Annotated in this window: 10 protein-coding genes; 5 read left to right on the top strand and 5 right to left on the bottom strand. The window is 66.0% G+C overall.

The window, feature by feature from the left end:
* Positions 1 to 20 precede the first annotated feature (20 nt).
* The 4 genes from DL519_RS04115 to DL519_RS04100 are packed head-to-tail and all read left to right on the top strand — an operon-like array spanning position 21 to position 6,247.
* Positions 21 to 2,051: a hydantoinase/oxoprolinase family protein gene (locus DL519_RS04115; RefSeq protein ID WP_190812960.1), complete on the top strand. Its 2,031-nt coding sequence runs from the start codon at positions 21 to 23 to the stop codon at positions 2,049 to 2,051.
* Positions 2,048 to 3,718, top strand: a complete 1,671-nt coding sequence (locus tag DL519_RS04110) for a hydantoinase B/oxoprolinase family protein (protein ID WP_190812959.1) — start codon at positions 2,048 to 2,050, stop codon at positions 3,716 to 3,718. The genes DL519_RS04115 and DL519_RS04110 overlap by 4 nt, the downstream gene beginning before the upstream one ends.
* Positions 3,615 to 5,081, top strand: coding sequence for an MFS transporter (locus DL519_RS04105; protein ID WP_317891346.1), 1,467 nt, complete (start codon positions 3,615 to 3,617; stop codon positions 5,079 to 5,081). The genes DL519_RS04110 and DL519_RS04105 overlap by 104 nt, the downstream gene beginning before the upstream one ends.
* The gene (locus tag DL519_RS04100) at positions 5,078 to 6,247 is read left to right on the top strand and encodes an aspartate aminotransferase family protein (RefSeq protein WP_190812957.1); all 1,170 of its coding nucleotides are present in this window, start codon (positions 5,078 to 5,080) and stop codon (positions 6,245 to 6,247) included. The genes DL519_RS04105 and DL519_RS04100 overlap by 4 nt, the downstream gene beginning before the upstream one ends.
* Before the next feature lie 846 nt (positions 6,248 to 7,093).
* Here the strand turns inward: DL519_RS04100 and DL519_RS04095 are convergent.
* A complete protein-coding gene (locus tag DL519_RS04095; RefSeq protein ID WP_190812956.1) occupies positions 7,094 to 8,401 on the bottom strand; it encodes an MFS transporter in 1,308 nt (435 codons plus the stop codon).
* A 148-nt stretch (positions 8,402 to 8,549) separates the two neighbouring features.
* On the opposite strand from DL519_RS04095, the gene DL519_RS04090 reads away from it, so the two are divergent.
* Positions 8,550 to 9,455: a LysR substrate-binding domain-containing protein gene (locus DL519_RS04090; RefSeq protein ID WP_263399569.1), complete on the top strand. Its 906-nt coding sequence runs from the start codon at positions 8,550 to 8,552 to the stop codon at positions 9,453 to 9,455.
* Positions 9,456 to 9,540: 85 nt separating this feature from the next.
* Here the strand turns inward: DL519_RS04090 and DL519_RS04085 are convergent, their stop codons facing one another.
* From DL519_RS04085 to DL519_RS04070, 4 genes are all read right to left on the bottom strand, one after another.
* A complete protein-coding gene (locus tag DL519_RS04085; protein ID WP_223838419.1) occupies positions 9,541 to 11,847 on the bottom strand; it encodes an ATP-binding protein in 2,307 nt (768 codons plus the stop codon).
* A gap of 641 nt (positions 11,848 to 12,488) precedes the next feature.
* Positions 12,489 to 13,892: an amino acid permease gene (locus tag DL519_RS04080; RefSeq protein ID WP_223838418.1), complete on the bottom strand. Its 1,404-nt coding sequence runs from the start codon at positions 13,890 to 13,892 to the stop codon at positions 12,489 to 12,491.
* A gap of 72 nt (positions 13,893 to 13,964) precedes the next feature.
* Positions 13,965 to 15,521 (bottom strand): PucR family transcriptional regulator, encoded by a 1,557-nt coding sequence (locus DL519_RS04075; protein WP_190812954.1) that lies wholly within the window; start codon positions 15,519 to 15,521, stop codon positions 13,965 to 13,967.
* A gap of 28 nt (positions 15,522 to 15,549) precedes the next feature.
* Positions 15,550 to 16,161, bottom strand: a complete 612-nt coding sequence (locus DL519_RS04070; RefSeq protein ID WP_190812953.1) for a TetR/AcrR family transcriptional regulator — start codon at positions 16,159 to 16,161, stop codon at positions 15,550 to 15,552.
* Between the last annotated feature and the right edge of the window lie 32 nt (positions 16,162 to 16,193).

The raw sequence follows: 16,193 nt of genomic DNA, 5'->3' as shown, positions 1-16,193 counted from the left end.
CACCGAGGTTGATAATCGCAATGGAGATCGTCGCTGGAATCGATGTGGGTGGCACGTTCACCGACGTGCTGCTGTATCACGCGGGAACCGGGGAACTCCGGCTCGCCAAGGTTTTTTCCACGCCGGGGCGGCACGCGGACGGCCTGCTCACCGGCCTGCGGCAGTTCGACGTGCCGCTTGCGGAACTCGACGCGGTCGTGCACGGCACAACGGTCGCGACCAACGCCGTGTTGGAGCGCAAGGGGTCGCGGACCGCGTTGGTCACCACGCGGGGCTTCCGCGATGTGCTGGAGCTGCGCAGGCGCGACCGGCCCACGACGTACGGTCTGACGGGCACGTATCGGCCACTGGTTCCGCGGAGCTTGTCGTTCGAGGTCGACGAACGCGTCGATGCGCAGGGGCGAGTGATCGAACCCCTGTCCCGAGAATCGGTGGAGGCCGTCGCCACGTCGCTACGCGGGTCCGGCGTGGAGAGTGTCGCGGTCTGCTTAATCAACAGTTACGTCAATGCCGACCACGAGCGGTCGCTCGCGGAGGAGTTGCGCCGGTTGCTGCCTGGCGTGGAGGTGACCGCATCGTACGAGGTGTGCCCGGAACTGGGCGAGTTCGAGCGGGCCACCACCACGGTGGCCAACGCCTTCGTCCGTGCGCCGATGTCGCGTTACCTCGGTGCGGTGCAGCAACGATTGGAGGATCAGGGGTTCGCCCGGGACGTGCAGGTGATGCAGTCCAACGGCGGGTTGATCCCGGCCCGCCGAGCTGGCGAGCTCGCTGTGCGCACGCTGCTGTCGGGTCCTGCCGCGGGCACGGTCGCCGCGGCGGCGTTCGGTGAGGCGGCCGGTCTGCCCGATGTCATCTCCTGCGACATGGGCGGCACGAGTTTCGACGTCGCGCTGATCCCCGGCGGCTGCCCAGCGGTGACCGCGGAGAGCGCCATCGACTACGGGATCCCGATCAAGGTCCCGATGATCGACATCACGACCATCGGCGCGGGCGGCGGTTCCATCGCGTCGGTCGACCGCGCCGGAATCCTCCAGGTGGGCCCCGAAAGCGCGGGCTCCGATCCAGGCCCTGCCTGTTACGGCCGGGGCGGAACACGCCCCACTGTCACCGACGCGAACATCGTGCTCGGCCGGATCGCGGCCGACCAGCGCCTGGGCACACAGGGCGGTTTCGTGCTCGACCGCGACGCCGCAGTCGAAGCCATCCGTTCGCACGTCGCCGAACCGCTCGGCCTCGACATGACCGCGGCTGCGCTCGCGATCATCCGCTTCGCCAACGAGAAGATGGCCAACGCGATCCGCATGGTGAGTGTCGACAAGGGACACGACCCGCGCGAGTTCGCGCTGGTGGGATTCGGCGGCGCGGGCCCCATGCACGTCGCTGAGCTGGCCAGTGCCGTCGGCGCCACGACCGTGCTGGTCCCTCCGCATCCCGGTGCGCTGTCGGCATACGGCTGTCTGATCGCCGACGTGAAGTACGACTACGTCACCGCCGTCGGCTCCGATGTCGCCGAGTGCACGGCCGGAGGCGTCGAACGTGTCCTTGCCGATCAGGCCGAGCTGGGACGCAAGACCCTGGAGGCCGACGGGTTCACCGAGCAGGACGTCGCGGTGGAGCACATCGCCGAGATGAGCTTCAGCAAGCAGCTCTATTCGATCCGCGTACCTCTCGGAGACGAGCGCGAGGCGTGGACCCCGGACAGGCTCACCGAGGAGTTCCATCGGCAGTACCTCGCGATCTACCACGGCCGCAATCCCTCGGGCACGATCCGCTTGATCAGCCTTCGCACGGTCGTGACCGGCAAGCGCCAGGCCGTCAAGCAGGTCATGGCTACCTCGACGGAGCACGCGCCAGCCCATGAACGGACCGTCGTCTTCGGCGATGGGACCCACACGGTTCCCGTACTACGACGGGAATCCTTGCTCCCGGGCCAGCATCTCCAGGGCCCCCTGGTCGTGGAGCAGAGCGACACAACGATCGTGCTTCCCCCAGCTACATCCGCGACCGTTCACGAAAACGGCAGCCTCATCGTCAAGGTGGCATCATGACTGAACTCGATCCGCTGTCCATCGCCGTTATCCGGGGCAGGCTCGAACAGATCGCGGACGAGATGGACACCGTGTTCGAACGGATGGCGTTCTCGCCGGTGATCTCCGACGCCTGGGACCGTGCCGACGGCATCTACTCTGCCATCGACGGCAGCATGATCGTCCAGGGCACGCGCGGGTTGCCGATCTTCGTCGGCACCATGCAGTACACGGTGGCGAGTGTGATCTCCGGTGCCGGCGAGGTCCGGCAGGGGGACACGTTCATCGTCAACGACCCGTTCGCGGGCGGCACGCACATCATGGACACGAAGATGGTGCGGCCGTTCTTCTACCAGGGCGAGCTGTTCGCATACCTGGCCAACACCGGGCACTGGCCGGATCTCGGCGGTCGGGTGCCGGGCGGATTCGGCGCGGCGGCCACCGATTGCTATCAGGAGGGCCTGCGCCTGCCGCCGGTGAAACTGTTCAGCGGCGACGAGCTGAACCCCGATATCGTCGCGATTCTGCAGACCAATTCCCGGCTGCCAGAGGACGTGCTCGGCGACATCGACGCGCAGTCGACGGCGTTGCGCGCGGGCGAGGCCCGGCTCACCGAACTGCTCGACGAGTACGGCCCCGAACTCGTGAGCGCGGTGATCGATTCCTTGCGCGAGCGGTCGGCTCAGCAGATGCGTTCGCACATCGCTGAGATCCCCGATGGCACCTACCACTTCGTCGAGGAGATGGACAACGACGGAATCACCGACGAGGTGCTGCGGGTTGATGCTCGGATCACCGTCGCAGGCGAGCAGTTGACCATCGACTTCAGTGGGTCTTCCGCGCCGTGCAAGGGGCCGATGAACTCGGTGCACGCCGCGACGGTGTCAAGCAGCATCGTCGCGATCAAGCACTTGTTCCCCGAGATCCCGATCAACTCGGGCATCTTCGAGCCGATCACCTTCGTCATCCCGGAGACCGTGTTCCTCAACGCCAAACCCCCGCGCCCGGTGGCAGGCTGCGCAGCCGAGACCAGCCAGCGCATCATCACCGCCGTCATGGGCGCGCTCGCCGAAGCCGCGCCAGACCGCGTCCCGGCCGGGTCGTCGGCCACCGTCAACAACCTTTCGATCGGCGGCGTGCGGGAGGACGGGACGCCCTTCGTGCTGTACGTGTTCCTCGGCGGCGGATACGGGGGCCACCCGGGCGGGGACGGGCTGTCCAACGGCTGCTCGTTGATGAGCATCGGTAGGGTGCAGTCGATCGAGACCCTCGAACAACGCTACCCCCTGCGTTTCCGGCAGTATTCGCTCCGCGACGGATCCGCGGGACACGGCAGGCAGCGCGGCGGATTCGGAGTCCATTTCGAGTTCGAATTCACCGCCAGCGAAGGGCAGGCCAGCCTTCTCGGAGACCAGGCCAAGACCGCCCCGGTCGGCCGTGCCGGCGGCGCGCCCGGGCAGACGTCCTCACCGTGGTTCCGGATCGGCGGCGCGCAAGTCACCCTGCCGATGATCAGCAAGGGGGAGAACGTCGCGCTGCGCACCGGGGACATCGTGTGCCTGCGCACCCCAGGCGGCGGTGGATATGGGCCTGCCGCCGAGCGCGAACCCGAAGCCATCGCCGCCGACATCGAACGTGGCTATCTCGATCACGAGACGGCCACCCGGATCTACGTGCAGACCGCGTAGCCAGCCCTCACCGACTCCCCACTGGAGTAAAGCCATGTCCGAAACAACCGCAGGATCGGAGACTCCGATCCGCCGGGCCATCCTGGGCAGTCTCGTCGGGACCTCACTGGAGTGGTATGACTTCTTCCTCTACGGCTCCGCCGCGGCACTCGTGTTCAACGAAGTCTTCTTTCCCACCTTCGACCCCCTAACCGGCACCCTCCTGTCGTTCCTGACCTTCGCGACCGGTTTCCTCGCCCGACCCATCGGCGGCATCCTCGCCGGCAACTACGGCGACCGATTCGGCCGCAAGAAAGTCCTGTTGTTCACGGTTTCGCTGATGGGCGGTTCGACCGTCGCGATCGGGCTGATCCCGAGTTATGCGACCATAGGTGTTGCCGGGCCCATCCTGCTGATCGTCGTCCGGCTCGCGCAAGGATTCGCACTCGGCGGCGAGTGGGCCGGTGGCGCGCTAATGATCGCCGAACGGGCCCCTTCCACGCGCCGCGGCTACCTGACCAGTTTCGTCCAAGTCGGCGTCCCGATCGGCACGCTGCTCAGTACCGCCATGCTGTACCTGATGTCAGGCACCCTCTCGCGCGACGCCTTCGTTCAATGGGGCTGGCGGATACCATTCCTGATGTCTATTGTGGTCGTTCTGATCGGCATCTACATCCGGCGCAAGGTTGGCGAATCGCCAGCGTTCACCGAACTCGACGCGGAGACACGCACCACCGGGCACGCCCCGATCCTGAACCTGCTGAAAACCCAGCCGCTGGACGTGCTGCGAGTGATCGGTATCCGCGCCGGCGCAGACATCGTCTACTACCTGCTGGTGACGTTCCTCCTCACCTACGTCACGACCACCCTCGGCCTGCCCCGCAGCGTCGGCCTGCTGGCAACGCTGATCGGCGCGGGCATGCAGCTATTCACCTATCCCGCGTTCGCCGCACTCAGCGACCGCTACGGCCGCAAGAGTCTGACGATCTTCGGCGCTGCCGGGGCGCTCGTATGGATGGTCGCGTTCTTCCCGCTCGTTGACACCAAGAGCACGGGCCTGATCGTGCTCGCCGTGCTCGGCGGCCTGTTCTTCCACTCAGCGATGTACGGGGTGCAGGCGTCGTGGATCTGTGAGCTCTTCGATACCCGGCATCGCTACAGCGGTGCGTCTCTGGGCTACCAGCTCTCCGGCATCGTCGGGGGCAGCCTCGCCCCGACCATCGCGGTGGCCCTCCTGCAGGCGTCGAACTCGACCACTCCCGTCGTGGTCTACGCATGCGCAGCGCTTGCTCTGGTGCTCGTGGCCGCGTCGCTGACGCGGGAGACCCGAGGAGGAGACCTGCACGATCCAGGTGCCGTGGCGAAAGTAAGGAGTGCGTTGTGAGTATCGCGGATCGGGCTAGGCAGGTGTTGCCGGGCGGCACCACCCGAACGACGGTGTTCGTCCCTCCCCACCCGCCGTACGCCGCACACGGCGAGGGCGCGATCGTCACCGACCACCGTGGTCATCAGGTCATCGACTGCAACAACAACTACACGTCGCTCATCCACGGGCATGCCCACCCGGATGTACTTCAGGCCGCGACCGAAGCCGCTCGGTCCGGCACCGCGTTCGGCCTGCCGACGGCATCCGAGGTCACGCTCGCCGAGCATTTGCGCGAACGTACCGGCATCGAGCAGTGGCGGTTCTGCAATTCAGGCACCGAAGCGGTGCTCATGCTCCTGCGCGCGGCCCGTGCGCACACCGGCCGCGACCTCATCGTGCGGTTCGAAGGCAGCTACCACGGCACCGGCGATGCGGTCGTCTCGCCGGGGGCGCCGGGGGTTGCGCGTTCGGTCTCCGACTCGGTGCTCGTCCTACCGCAGAATGACCTCGAGGCGTTGACCGCAGCGATGCGGAGACACGGTGACCGGATCGCGGCGGTACTCATCGACCTCATGCCCAACCGTGCCGGACTCAACCGTGCCGACTACGACTACGTCGCCAAACTCCGTGCTCTCACAAGACAGTACGGTGCGCTGCTGGCGGTCGATGAGGTCATAACGTTCCGCCTGAGCGAGGGAGGACTGCATCAGGAGTACGGCCTGCAGCCGGATCTCGTATCTGTGGGCAAGGTCATCGGCGGCGGATTCCCCGTCGGGGCGATCGGGGGAAGCGCCGAGGTACTCTCGCCGTTCGTCCCGCAAACACCGGGAGCCGTGTCCTGGGGCGGAACCTTCAGCGCCAACCCAGTCACGATGGCCGCGGGAATCACCGCGCTCCGCCTCTTCGATTCCCAGAAGATCGCGGAGCTGAACGGACGTGGTGACGAGTTGCGGTCACGGCTTCACGATGCCGGTGTCGCGGTGCACGGCTCGGGCTCGTTGCTCCGGTTGATAGCACCGGACCCCACCGAACTGTGGTGGAGCCTGTACCGGCGAGGCGTGCTCTGCGGCACCAACGGATTGCTCGCACTCTCCACGGCAATGACACCCACCCACATAGAACGGGTCGGCCAGGCGGTCATCGACGCAATCGACCCGAAAGACACCGCCCAGCAGTCTCAATGAACTCCGAGCACCCGCAGGCAGGATGACGCGGGGGACGCGTATCGCGTCCAACTCCGTCTCCTGTCCTTGCTCGGAAGGTTAACGGCGAGCTGCCGACAGGTTCCAGCCGCAGCGAACTCGCCTGGGGCCCGGCCCCAGGATGCCGAGGTATCCTGGGGCCGGGCGCCAGCCTCGTCGTGGGAAAGTGCCAACGAGCCGCCTCTGCGATCGGCGACGGTCTGCTGGCACAGTCATCGCCAGCGGATCACATATCGGGCTCGCGGAACTGTGCGTGAGGCTCTTCGCGCTCGCCACCGTCACCGTTTCCGTCTCGACCGCCTGCTCCCTCAGGACGCGAAACCGCGCCATTCAAGGCGCGTCGCACGCCCTGACCCGCCAAACAACCTCAGGTCAGGGCGATTCCTCTCGGGGAATGCGACCAACATCCGGTTAGCGCGTTCCACGCGCCGCTCGTTGATGGAAGCGTCGACCATCCCGCCAGCCCAGTGCGACAGAAGTTCACACAACCAACTGATCACACCCCGACCATGATCACCGAGAAACTGGCGGCATCATCAAGCAACCAACAAGTTGATCACGAACCAGCGACAGAGTTTTTCACTTGCAAGACCCACGCGACGGCGGATTTATTGCCGCGCTGCCAGCCGACTTCGTCTCGATCTCGCCCGCTGGTCAAGGACGTGTTTTACAAGCGGCGACAGCCGCTTGCGGTGTGGGACTCAACTGGCACCGCCGCGGGTTCTCAGGGGTCCTTCTCGCGAGGACAGCCCCGACGCGGTGAATTGGCATTCATGATGTCGGGGATCCCGCAGCGAGAAGGCCTCTGAGATTCCGCTACCCGCACCGCTACGCAAACCACTTTCGAAACAGGCCTTTGGCCCGGGGCTGTCGCGCGGGGATGGTGGGGCGTCGTGCGAAGTGTGTGAGGGATAGCAGGAGGAGAACGGTGGCGGGGATCGCACCAGCGAGCGTTAGGCCTATTCGGGGGCCAAGGTGCTGGTTGACGGCGCCAAGCAACGGTCCGCCGAGGGCGCCGGTGCCCATGAACACGAGAAGGTAGACGCCCACCACCCTGCCGCGAAGCGCACTCCCGGCGGCAAGTTGCACGGTGGCGTTGACCGCGGTGAACAACTGCTGGGTGACCATGCCGACCGCGGCGAGGGCGCACGCGAGGCTCCACAGCGTCGGCATGGCGGCGGCGACCAGGTACAGGCCGGCCAACGCACACCCGGTCCAGGTCAGTCCACGCAGGGTGGTGCGGGTGCGGCCCGCGGCGATCAACGCGCCCAGCACGGAGCCGAGCGCGACGGTGGAGGTCAGCAGCGCGTAGCCGGCGGGTCCACTGTGGACGGTGCGGGCGTAGGCGGCCAAGGTGCCGGGCAGGTTGAGCGAGAACATGCTGAACGCGCCGACCAGCACGATGGGCCGCCAGATCTCCGGTCGCCGTGCCAGCGCGCGCAGACCGCCTGGGGCGGGTGCGGCAGCACTCGTCGCTGGCGGTGAGTGCGTGAGCTGGCCGGGGTCGATGCGGGCGAAAGCAACGAGCGCGGCAGCGTAGGAGGCGGCGTTGAGGGCGAAAGCCCAGCCCGGGCCGACGACGCTGATCAACACGCCGGACACCGCCGGGCCGGCAAGGGCACCGAGTTGCCACACCGAGGAGTTGAGGCTAACCGCGCTGTGAAGCTGGCCGTACCCGACCAGGTCCAGAACAAACGCTTGCCGCACAGGCTGATCGATCGCGGCGATAGTGCCGACTCCGGCCGCCAGAAACTGGATCTGCCAAGCGGTGATCTGGTGGGTGAGAGTGAGCCCGGCGAGCAGCGCGGCCAGGATGGCGGCCGCAGCTTGGGTCATTTGCAACACGCGGCGCTTCGGGAAGCGGTCCGCGATCCACCCGCCTGCCAGCCCGACGACCAGCATCGGCGCCCATTGCAGACCAGCAGTGACGCCGACGGCGGTGGCGCTCCCGGTGAGGCTGAGGACCAGCCAGTCCTGGGCGATGCGCTGCACCCAAAGCCCCGTAGTCGCCACCGCCTGGCCAATAAGAAACAGACGGAAGTTCCGGGAGCCCAGCGCGGCAAACCTGGCACTCCGCGGGGTAGGCGGTCTCGACCGGGTGGGGAAATGCTCGCGTCTGTGGGCCGCCCTAGTCACGGCGAAACGTCTCCTTCGTTGGCCGGATCTGCCTCTCCATCATTGGGTGCCCATACCAATTTAGAAAGAAAATTGGTACAATAGTTCTCATTACGAATCGCGATGAATCGCCGAAACATTTGGGGTAGTGGTGTTTCCTCCGGAGCAGGTGCGGACGTTCCTGGCGGTGGCGCAGTCGTTGAGCTTCACGCAGGCCGCGGCGGCGCTGGGTCTCGGGCAGCCCACGGTCAGCCAGCACATCCGCAAACTCGAGCAGACAGTGGGCCGGCCGCTGCTGGTCCGGGACACCCGCCGCGTGACCTTGACCGTCGACGGGGAGGCGATGGTCGGCTTCGCCCGCTCCATCCTCGCCGCAAACGCCCAGGCGACGGACTACTTCACTGGCGCCGGGGTGCGGGGCCGGTTGCGCTTCGGAGTGACCGACGATCTCGCCTTGACCCAGGTGCCCCGGATCCTGCGGGACTTCCGGCACCTCAACCCCGGTGTCACTCTCGACCTCACCGTGTCCCAAAGTGTGCAGCTGCAACGCCGGGTGGAATCCGGCCACGTCGACGTCGCCTTCCTCAAAACTGCCGCCGGAGACGGGCGCGGTCGGCTGGTGCGCCGGGACCGGCTGGTCTGGGCAGCCGCCGAGGGCACCGGCCTACGATGGGACGAACAACGACCAGTACCACTGATCGTCTACCAGGCCCCCAGCCCAAGCCGGGCACTGGCCGTGCAAGCCTTGGAACAGGCTGGCATCAAACACCGCGTGGCCTGCACCGCGCGCGGAATCAACGCCGTACTCGCCGCCACCCGCGCCGGCCTCGGCGTCGCGATCTTCCCCCGCAGCCTGCTGCCCGCCGACCTAGCCGAGCTACCCCACAGCACCGGACTACCCGAACTCGGCGAACTCGACCTGGTCCTCCTGACCAATCCCCACGCCCCCGCCGAACCCGTAGAGGCACTCACCACAGCCATCCTCGCCCACAGCAACCCCATCCGCCCCATCCAAGACACCCGCCACTGGCCAACCACCCCCACAGGACCAGGCATCCCCGGAACGCGTCCATAAATGGAGAGCTGAGGCCGTGCCTTTTAACCAGTGGCCAAGAGGGCGACCACGCTGCACCACGCTGCCATAAGCACGGTGCAGCGCACTACGCTGAGCGACTGTCTAGTATCCAACGCACGATTTGTGTTCGGGACGTGAAATTGAGTTTCACGAGTATGTGTTCGACGTGGGCTTCAGCGGTACGCGGCGCGACGACCAGTCGTGCAGCGATGTCCTTGTTGCTCAGGCCTTCGGCGATGAGTTCGGCGACTTGGACCTCTCGGCGGGTCAGCGGCGATGGCCTATCCGTACTCTTCTGCGACGGAGCGGCCGATAATGCGGATTGTGATTTCGTAAGCGCGAGATCCAATGCTTGCTCGTAGGTGAGGTGTTGACCTTCGCGGAAGGATTCGTCGAATCCCGGTTCGCCGAGCGACTTGCGGAGTTGAGCCTCGGCCAGATTGTGGGAAGAGATCAAAATACCCAAATCTGGGAGCGATACCCCGGTGCGTCGCCAGAGGGTATGTGCGGCACCGAGCAGCAGGGCGGCCCGCGGGCCGGGTTGAGTCGCGGACGTGACCCAGGCAAGTACTTCCATAACCCAGGGCGTCCCCCAGCGGTCCTTGAGGTTATGACAGTGCTGCATCGCTTCGCTGATCAAAGCCGTGGCGCGAGTGAGGTTACCCAGGCGGAACTGGGCGACACACGCCGTCCACAACGCAAATTCCAGGAAGAATTCGGCCCCTGAATCGCGAGTCATGACGAGAAGTTCCTCGCTGAGGGGTTCGGCGGAGGCGTCGTCGGTCAGGGCGGCGCCCATGGCCCAGTTGAGCAATGCGAGCCAGGCTTGAACGGTGTCATGGTGGGCACGGTGTCCTTCGGTGGCTTGCCGCAGCAACGGAGCCGCCTGGGCGAAGTCTCCCTTCTGCCACAGCGCGATCATTCCGGACAGGTATACCGCGCCCGTGAGAATGGAATCCTCATCCAACTGTTCCGCCAAGTTGTGGTAGTCCCGTAGCAACCGCGGCGCGTCGGGGTCTCCTTGCAGACATGCCAGGTGGGTGGCGGCCCACATCGCCCAGGCTCGGGTCAAACCAGGTTGTTGGACACGCTCCAACGCCCGCTCGATCCAATAGCGGCCCTCGCCCGGAAGCCCGATGACGAACCAGAAAAAAAGCGTTTGCTTGAGGATACGCAACGCCGCCGTGACTTCATGAGGTTCGGCCACGCAGAATTCCAACGCTGCGCGCAAGTTGGCTTGCTCGGTGACCAGCTGAATGAGCCAACGCCCTTGGCGCGGGCCGAACAACTCGGCGTCGGCCTGGGCCGCCAGGCCTTGGACCCAGTCGCGGTGCCGGCGACGCAGCATCGTCTCCTGGCCGCTCTCGGCCAGTCGTTGCATGCCGTACTCGCGAATGGTGTCGAGCATCCGGTACCTGGTCTGCGAACCGTGTTCTTCACGGAAAAGGATCGACTTGTCGAGAAGCGCGTTGATCAGCTTGAGCACCTCATATCGGTCGGCCTCCTCTTCGTGGCAGACCGCCTCGGCGCCGCCCAGATCGCATCCCCCGGCGAAGACCGACAAGCGCGCCCACAATGCCTGCTCCCGCGGTGAGCACAGGTCGAAGCTCCAGTCGATGGCCGCCCTCAGCGTCTGCTGCCGAGCGGGGAAACCCTGGCGCCAACTCGTCACCAGACCGAAACGGTCTTCCAGCCGTGATGCCAACTGTCGTACGGTTAACCCCAGTAGCTGCGTCACCGCCAACTCGATAGCCAACGGAATTCCATCCAGCCGGCGACATATCTCGACGACCGCAGCGTTGTTGTCGGCACTGATCGCAAAATCTGGTGCCGTAACTGCTGCACGATCCGCGAACAGCCGCACAGCCTCACAGTCTGCGATCTCCTGCTCTGACGTGACCGCAGGGTCTGGTACCGACAACGGCGGGACGACAACCACGTGTTCGCCGGCAACGTCGAGAACGCCGCGGCACGTTACCAGGATCTTCACGCCTGAGGCTCTGCGCAACACCGCGCTGACCAGGTTCGCGCACGGCGACAGGAGATGCTCACAGGTGTCCAGGATCAGCAGCAGTTGCTTGTCGGCCAGGTAGTCCACCAGTGATTCCAACGGCGGCCGACTTGACCGTTCGGTCAATCCGACCGCGCTGGCCACCGTCGAGGCCAGCAGCTCCCCGTCCGCGAGACCGGACAGCTCCACGAACCACAACCCGTCGGGAAAGGCCCGGCGGCGCTCGTGGGCAATGCGCAACGCCAACCGCGTTTTCCCTACTCCACCCGCACCCGTCAACGTCACCAACCGCGCATCAGCGAGTGCCCGCTTTACTACGGCGAGTTCCCGGCGGCGGCCTACGAAACTCGTCAACTCGGCTGGAATTACACCGACTAGCATCACGCACCCCTCGCCATGAACGCTAGCACCACCGGGAAACGCCGGCACTGTACCACTTCAACTCAAAGATCCGAAATCCCGATTTCCAGATTAGCATTGTTCGCATTCACCTGCCTTGCGGTGCGTGTCATTTGGCGATTGTGGCGTGACATCTGGTGATGGTGTTAAGCCGGTGTCGGGTTGGCCGGAGTCGACCCTCACGACTAAACCGCCGACTTATACGTCGTGAGCAGGTCGCGGGGTCTTCAGGCCATAGCATTCCGCAGGACGGTGAGTGGAGTGACTCGTGAGCCGCCCGCCGCTTCCGGAGCTCGCCCTCCCGAAGTGTACGGGGCTGAAAGTCGGCGTGCCGACCGCGGTTGCCACCCATGCAGACCGAACCAGAGGACGACAGACTTGGTCATCATCGGTTTCCACCCACACAAGCGCACTCACACAGCGACGGGCCGCAGCTGCCATACGCCCTGCCGTCACGGAGGTCCGCACCCGCACCATTCACATCCTCGGCGTCACCGCCCACACCACCACCGCCTGCCCACTCAACACGCCCGGCAGGTGCCGACCGCTCGGTGTGGTGGGGACGTGGAACTCCCACCAGTAGTCCGGTGGGCCGCACCTGAGGCAACGGTCGTCGAACGAGGCTACATCGGGCTGGCCCCGGACCGGTTCTGGAGGACTTTCTTCCGCACCACGTAGCCGGCGAGCACGACGGCCACGCTGGCCAGACTGGTGAAGAACTGCCCGGACAGCCCGGGCTGAGCAGCCATCATGCCGAGTACCACCACAATGGACAGGATGACCGCGATGGTCAGCCACGGGAAGAGCCACATCTTCAGGGACAGCTCCCGCCCTTCGCGCTGCATCCGGCGCCGTAGCCGGAGCTGGGCGAAGCCGACAAGCAGGTAGATCAGCAGCATGATGGCACCCGACGCGTTCACGAGGAAGGCGAACAGACCGTCCGGGGAGAAAACCGCCGCCCCGATGGCGACGTAGCCAACCGCACCTCCCGCGAGCACGGCCCTCGTGGGAACGCGGGTGTGGCTCAGCCGGGAGAAAGACCTCGGGGCGTCTCCGTGCGTCGACAAGCTGAACAGCACTCGCGAGGAGACGTAGACCGCCGAGTTCAGGCAGCTGAGCACGGCCACGACGACGATGATGTTCATCATCTCGCCCGAAGCGGGGATGTGCATGCGGTCCAGCACCGCGACGAACGGCGACGTGCCCGGGACGATTTCCCGCCACGGCACAACGCACACGATCAGGAACACCGAACCGACGTAGAAGGTGAGCACGCGCGCGATCACCGAGCGCGTCATCTTCGCCACGCTCCGGGCCGGCTCGCTTGACTCCGCCGCGGCGATCGTAGCGATCTCGGCTCCGCAGATGGCGAAGATGACCGTCGGGATCCCCGCCAGAACGGCGGTCAGTCCGTTCGGCATGAACCCGCCGTCGTTGACGAGGTTGACCGTTGTCGGGCCGGTACCGGAAGTCCACCCTAACGCGTAGGACGCGGCCACCGCCATGAAGACGATGATCGCACCGACCTTGATCGACGCGAACCAGAACTCCGTCTCCCCGTATGACTTGACCGCGATCAGGTTGACCGCCGTCATGGTGATCACGAGGGCGAGCGCGAGCGCCCACATGGGCACGGGAATCCAGCGTTGCAGCAGTTCGGCGCCTGCCACGGCCTCGACGGCGACGACTATGACGAAGAAGTACCAGTACAACCAGCCCGCCGTGAACCCGCTGAGGTTGCCGAGGCTGGTGCGTACGTACTCGGTGAAGGTGCCGACGTCGGGCAGTGCGACCGCCATCTCGCCGATCATGCGCATGACGAGCAGGACGATGAGACCGGCGAGCGCGTAGGTGACGGTCGCGGCAGGCCCGATGTTGGCGATGGCCGCGCTGCTTCCGACGAACAGGCCGGCTCCGATGATCCCGCCAAGGGAGATCATGGTGACGTGCCGCTGCCGCAAGGCGTTGCCGAGGCGAGGTTTCTCCTGAGTTTCTGCTTTGTGCTGCGCGGTGTTCTCGAGCATCATGCCCTCCAGGATTCCCGACCGGTCCAATGGAATCGCGTCATCCGCTCATCGTTCACGTTCCCTGAAAGGTAGTCACTGGACATCGTGTCCGGCTTCGGCGGAACAGAACTCCGTCATGTCGGTCTCGCCGTCGTCCGTCCACACCATCAGCGACAGCAGCAGTTCTGCTCTGACATGTGCGGAATCGATATCTATGCCGAGGAGATCACGGATCTGTTCCATTCGACCCCGAAGGGTGTGCCGGTGTACACCGAGCACAGTGGACGCCACATTCCATTGCCCACTGTGTTCCAGGTACGCGCGCAGGGAGGTCACGAGAGCGGTGCCGTTCTCGCGGTCGAAGGCCGACAGACGGCCGAGCCGCTCGCGCGCCAGCTCTGCGAGGGCCTCCCGGGTCCGTGAGTCGAACACCAAGGCGTGTCCGGCCAGTTCGCCGAAACACACCAGTGGTGCGCGTCGTGCTCGTGCGGTACGGGCCGCGGTGAGCGCCTGGTGCAACGCACCCGGCACGTGTTCAGGCGTCACCGGCTCGGATAATCCGCCGTACGCGGAACGAGACCTCCGCACCAACGCGGCAGTCAGAGTCCTCGCCAGGTCGAGCCCGGTCCCGGGCAGCAGAACCACCAGCTGCTCGTCCCGCTCAACCGCGACGGTCGGCAGCTCCTCGCCGTCGAGCAGGTCGTCTGCCTCGTCGAGCATCAACCCCAGATCGGCTCCGCCGCAAGCCAGGACTCTCAGCTCTGTCCCGGTGAGACCGACGTCGCGCAGGTGTTCCTCAAACCGCCATGGCGACACCGACCGCGCGAGGCCGAGGCCGAAGATGGTCCTGTTCAACCGGTTCTGCGCCGCCCGCAACCCCCGCGGCTTGACGCGATCCAGGACGATCAGGGAGACGGCCTGCGAGATCAGCGTGTGATCGGCCGGTCTCAGGCTTGACGGCCGGGCCAGCACGAGCCACCCGTGCGGCCTTCCGCCGACCCACACCGGTTGGGCAATGGTGGTCCCGTTCTTGTCCATGGCGGTGAACGTCATGGTCGAGTCCAGGTCTCCTTCCGGCAAAGAGAACGACAGGTCCTGGGCGTCCGCTGATGAGGCCGCGAGTACCGAGCCGTCGCTGCTTCGCAGGAGTACCTGTGCCTCAAGGGCTATCGCGAGCTCGTGCACCACGGACTCCGGCCCTTGCCGCACCGCGGCACGGGTCATGCTCGACTGCACGCGGGAGTTCCGGACGAGGTCGCCGTGGCGCTCTTCCGCATACCGGTCGACCACCACTCTGATGACGTCGCGGAAAGGCGTGGACAGCGGCACCTCGACCAGCGGAAGGCGGAGCTCCTCCGCGGCACCGACGACCGCGTCGGGAATGTCCTGATAAGACAGTCCGACCCCGAAGCCAAGCGCCGCGCTGCCAGCCTCGGCGAGCCCGCGAACGTAGTTCCGTTGCGCGGACTGCTGGGCAGGCAGGCCGAGTCCCGTGGTCAGGACGAGCTCACCACCGGCCAGCCACGGCGAGGGGTCGGCGAGGTCGATGGCGTGGACCCAGGAGAAAGCTCGGTCCAGCTGGTCGGCGCCCGCACGAACCCGGAGGCCGAGTTCCGGGCGCCCGACCAGCCACCGCAGCGGCACCTGCATGCAGTCACCTCCGGGGTCCGGGCCGCCGTCAGCGCGCGGCCAGCCGCCACGACTCGCCGGCGAGCTGCAGCGTGATGTGCCCGTCTGCCGTCACTCCCTCGAGGACCTGCTCGTCCAGCATCGCGTGCATGGCGAGGCCGTCGGAGAGCGCGACGAGCTCAGCGGCGAGCTTCGTCGTGTCGGCGTCCGCGGGCACCTGGCCCGCCTCTTGGCATTCGGCCACCACTCGGCGCACGACTCGCCTCCAGTTGGCCAGGTAGTCGACGATCTCTTCGCGCGCCGCGGGGTTCCCGGCCGCCTCTGCATAGAAGACGAGGAAGATCCGTGTCATCGCGATCCTCCGGTCGTCGAGCGGGAGCACGCTCTCGATCAGTTGACCGAGCCGTTCCAGGGGTGTGAGCGAGGCGTCGTGCCGCAGCTGTTTGAACATGCGCCCCTGCGTCTCGGCCGCCCGACGCAGCGCGCCGACCAGGAGGTCGTGATGGGAGCTGAAGTAGTGGTTGACGACGCCGGTGGACCATCCGGCCGCCTCGGCCACCGCGCGCAGCGTCAACGCCTTGATGCCGTCCTTGGCGATGATGTCCAGGGCGGCGTCGGCCAGCTCCGCTCGGCGCTGGTCATGATCGACGATCTTGGGCACGCATCCCCCTCCAGTGGCTTTTAAGTCGATCG

This window comes from Saccharopolyspora pogona (genome assembly GCF_014697215.1).
GTDB lineage: Bacteria > Actinomycetota > Actinomycetes > Mycobacteriales > Pseudonocardiaceae > Saccharopolyspora > Saccharopolyspora hattusasensis.
This window is presented reverse-complemented; position numbering and strand designations above follow the sequence as displayed.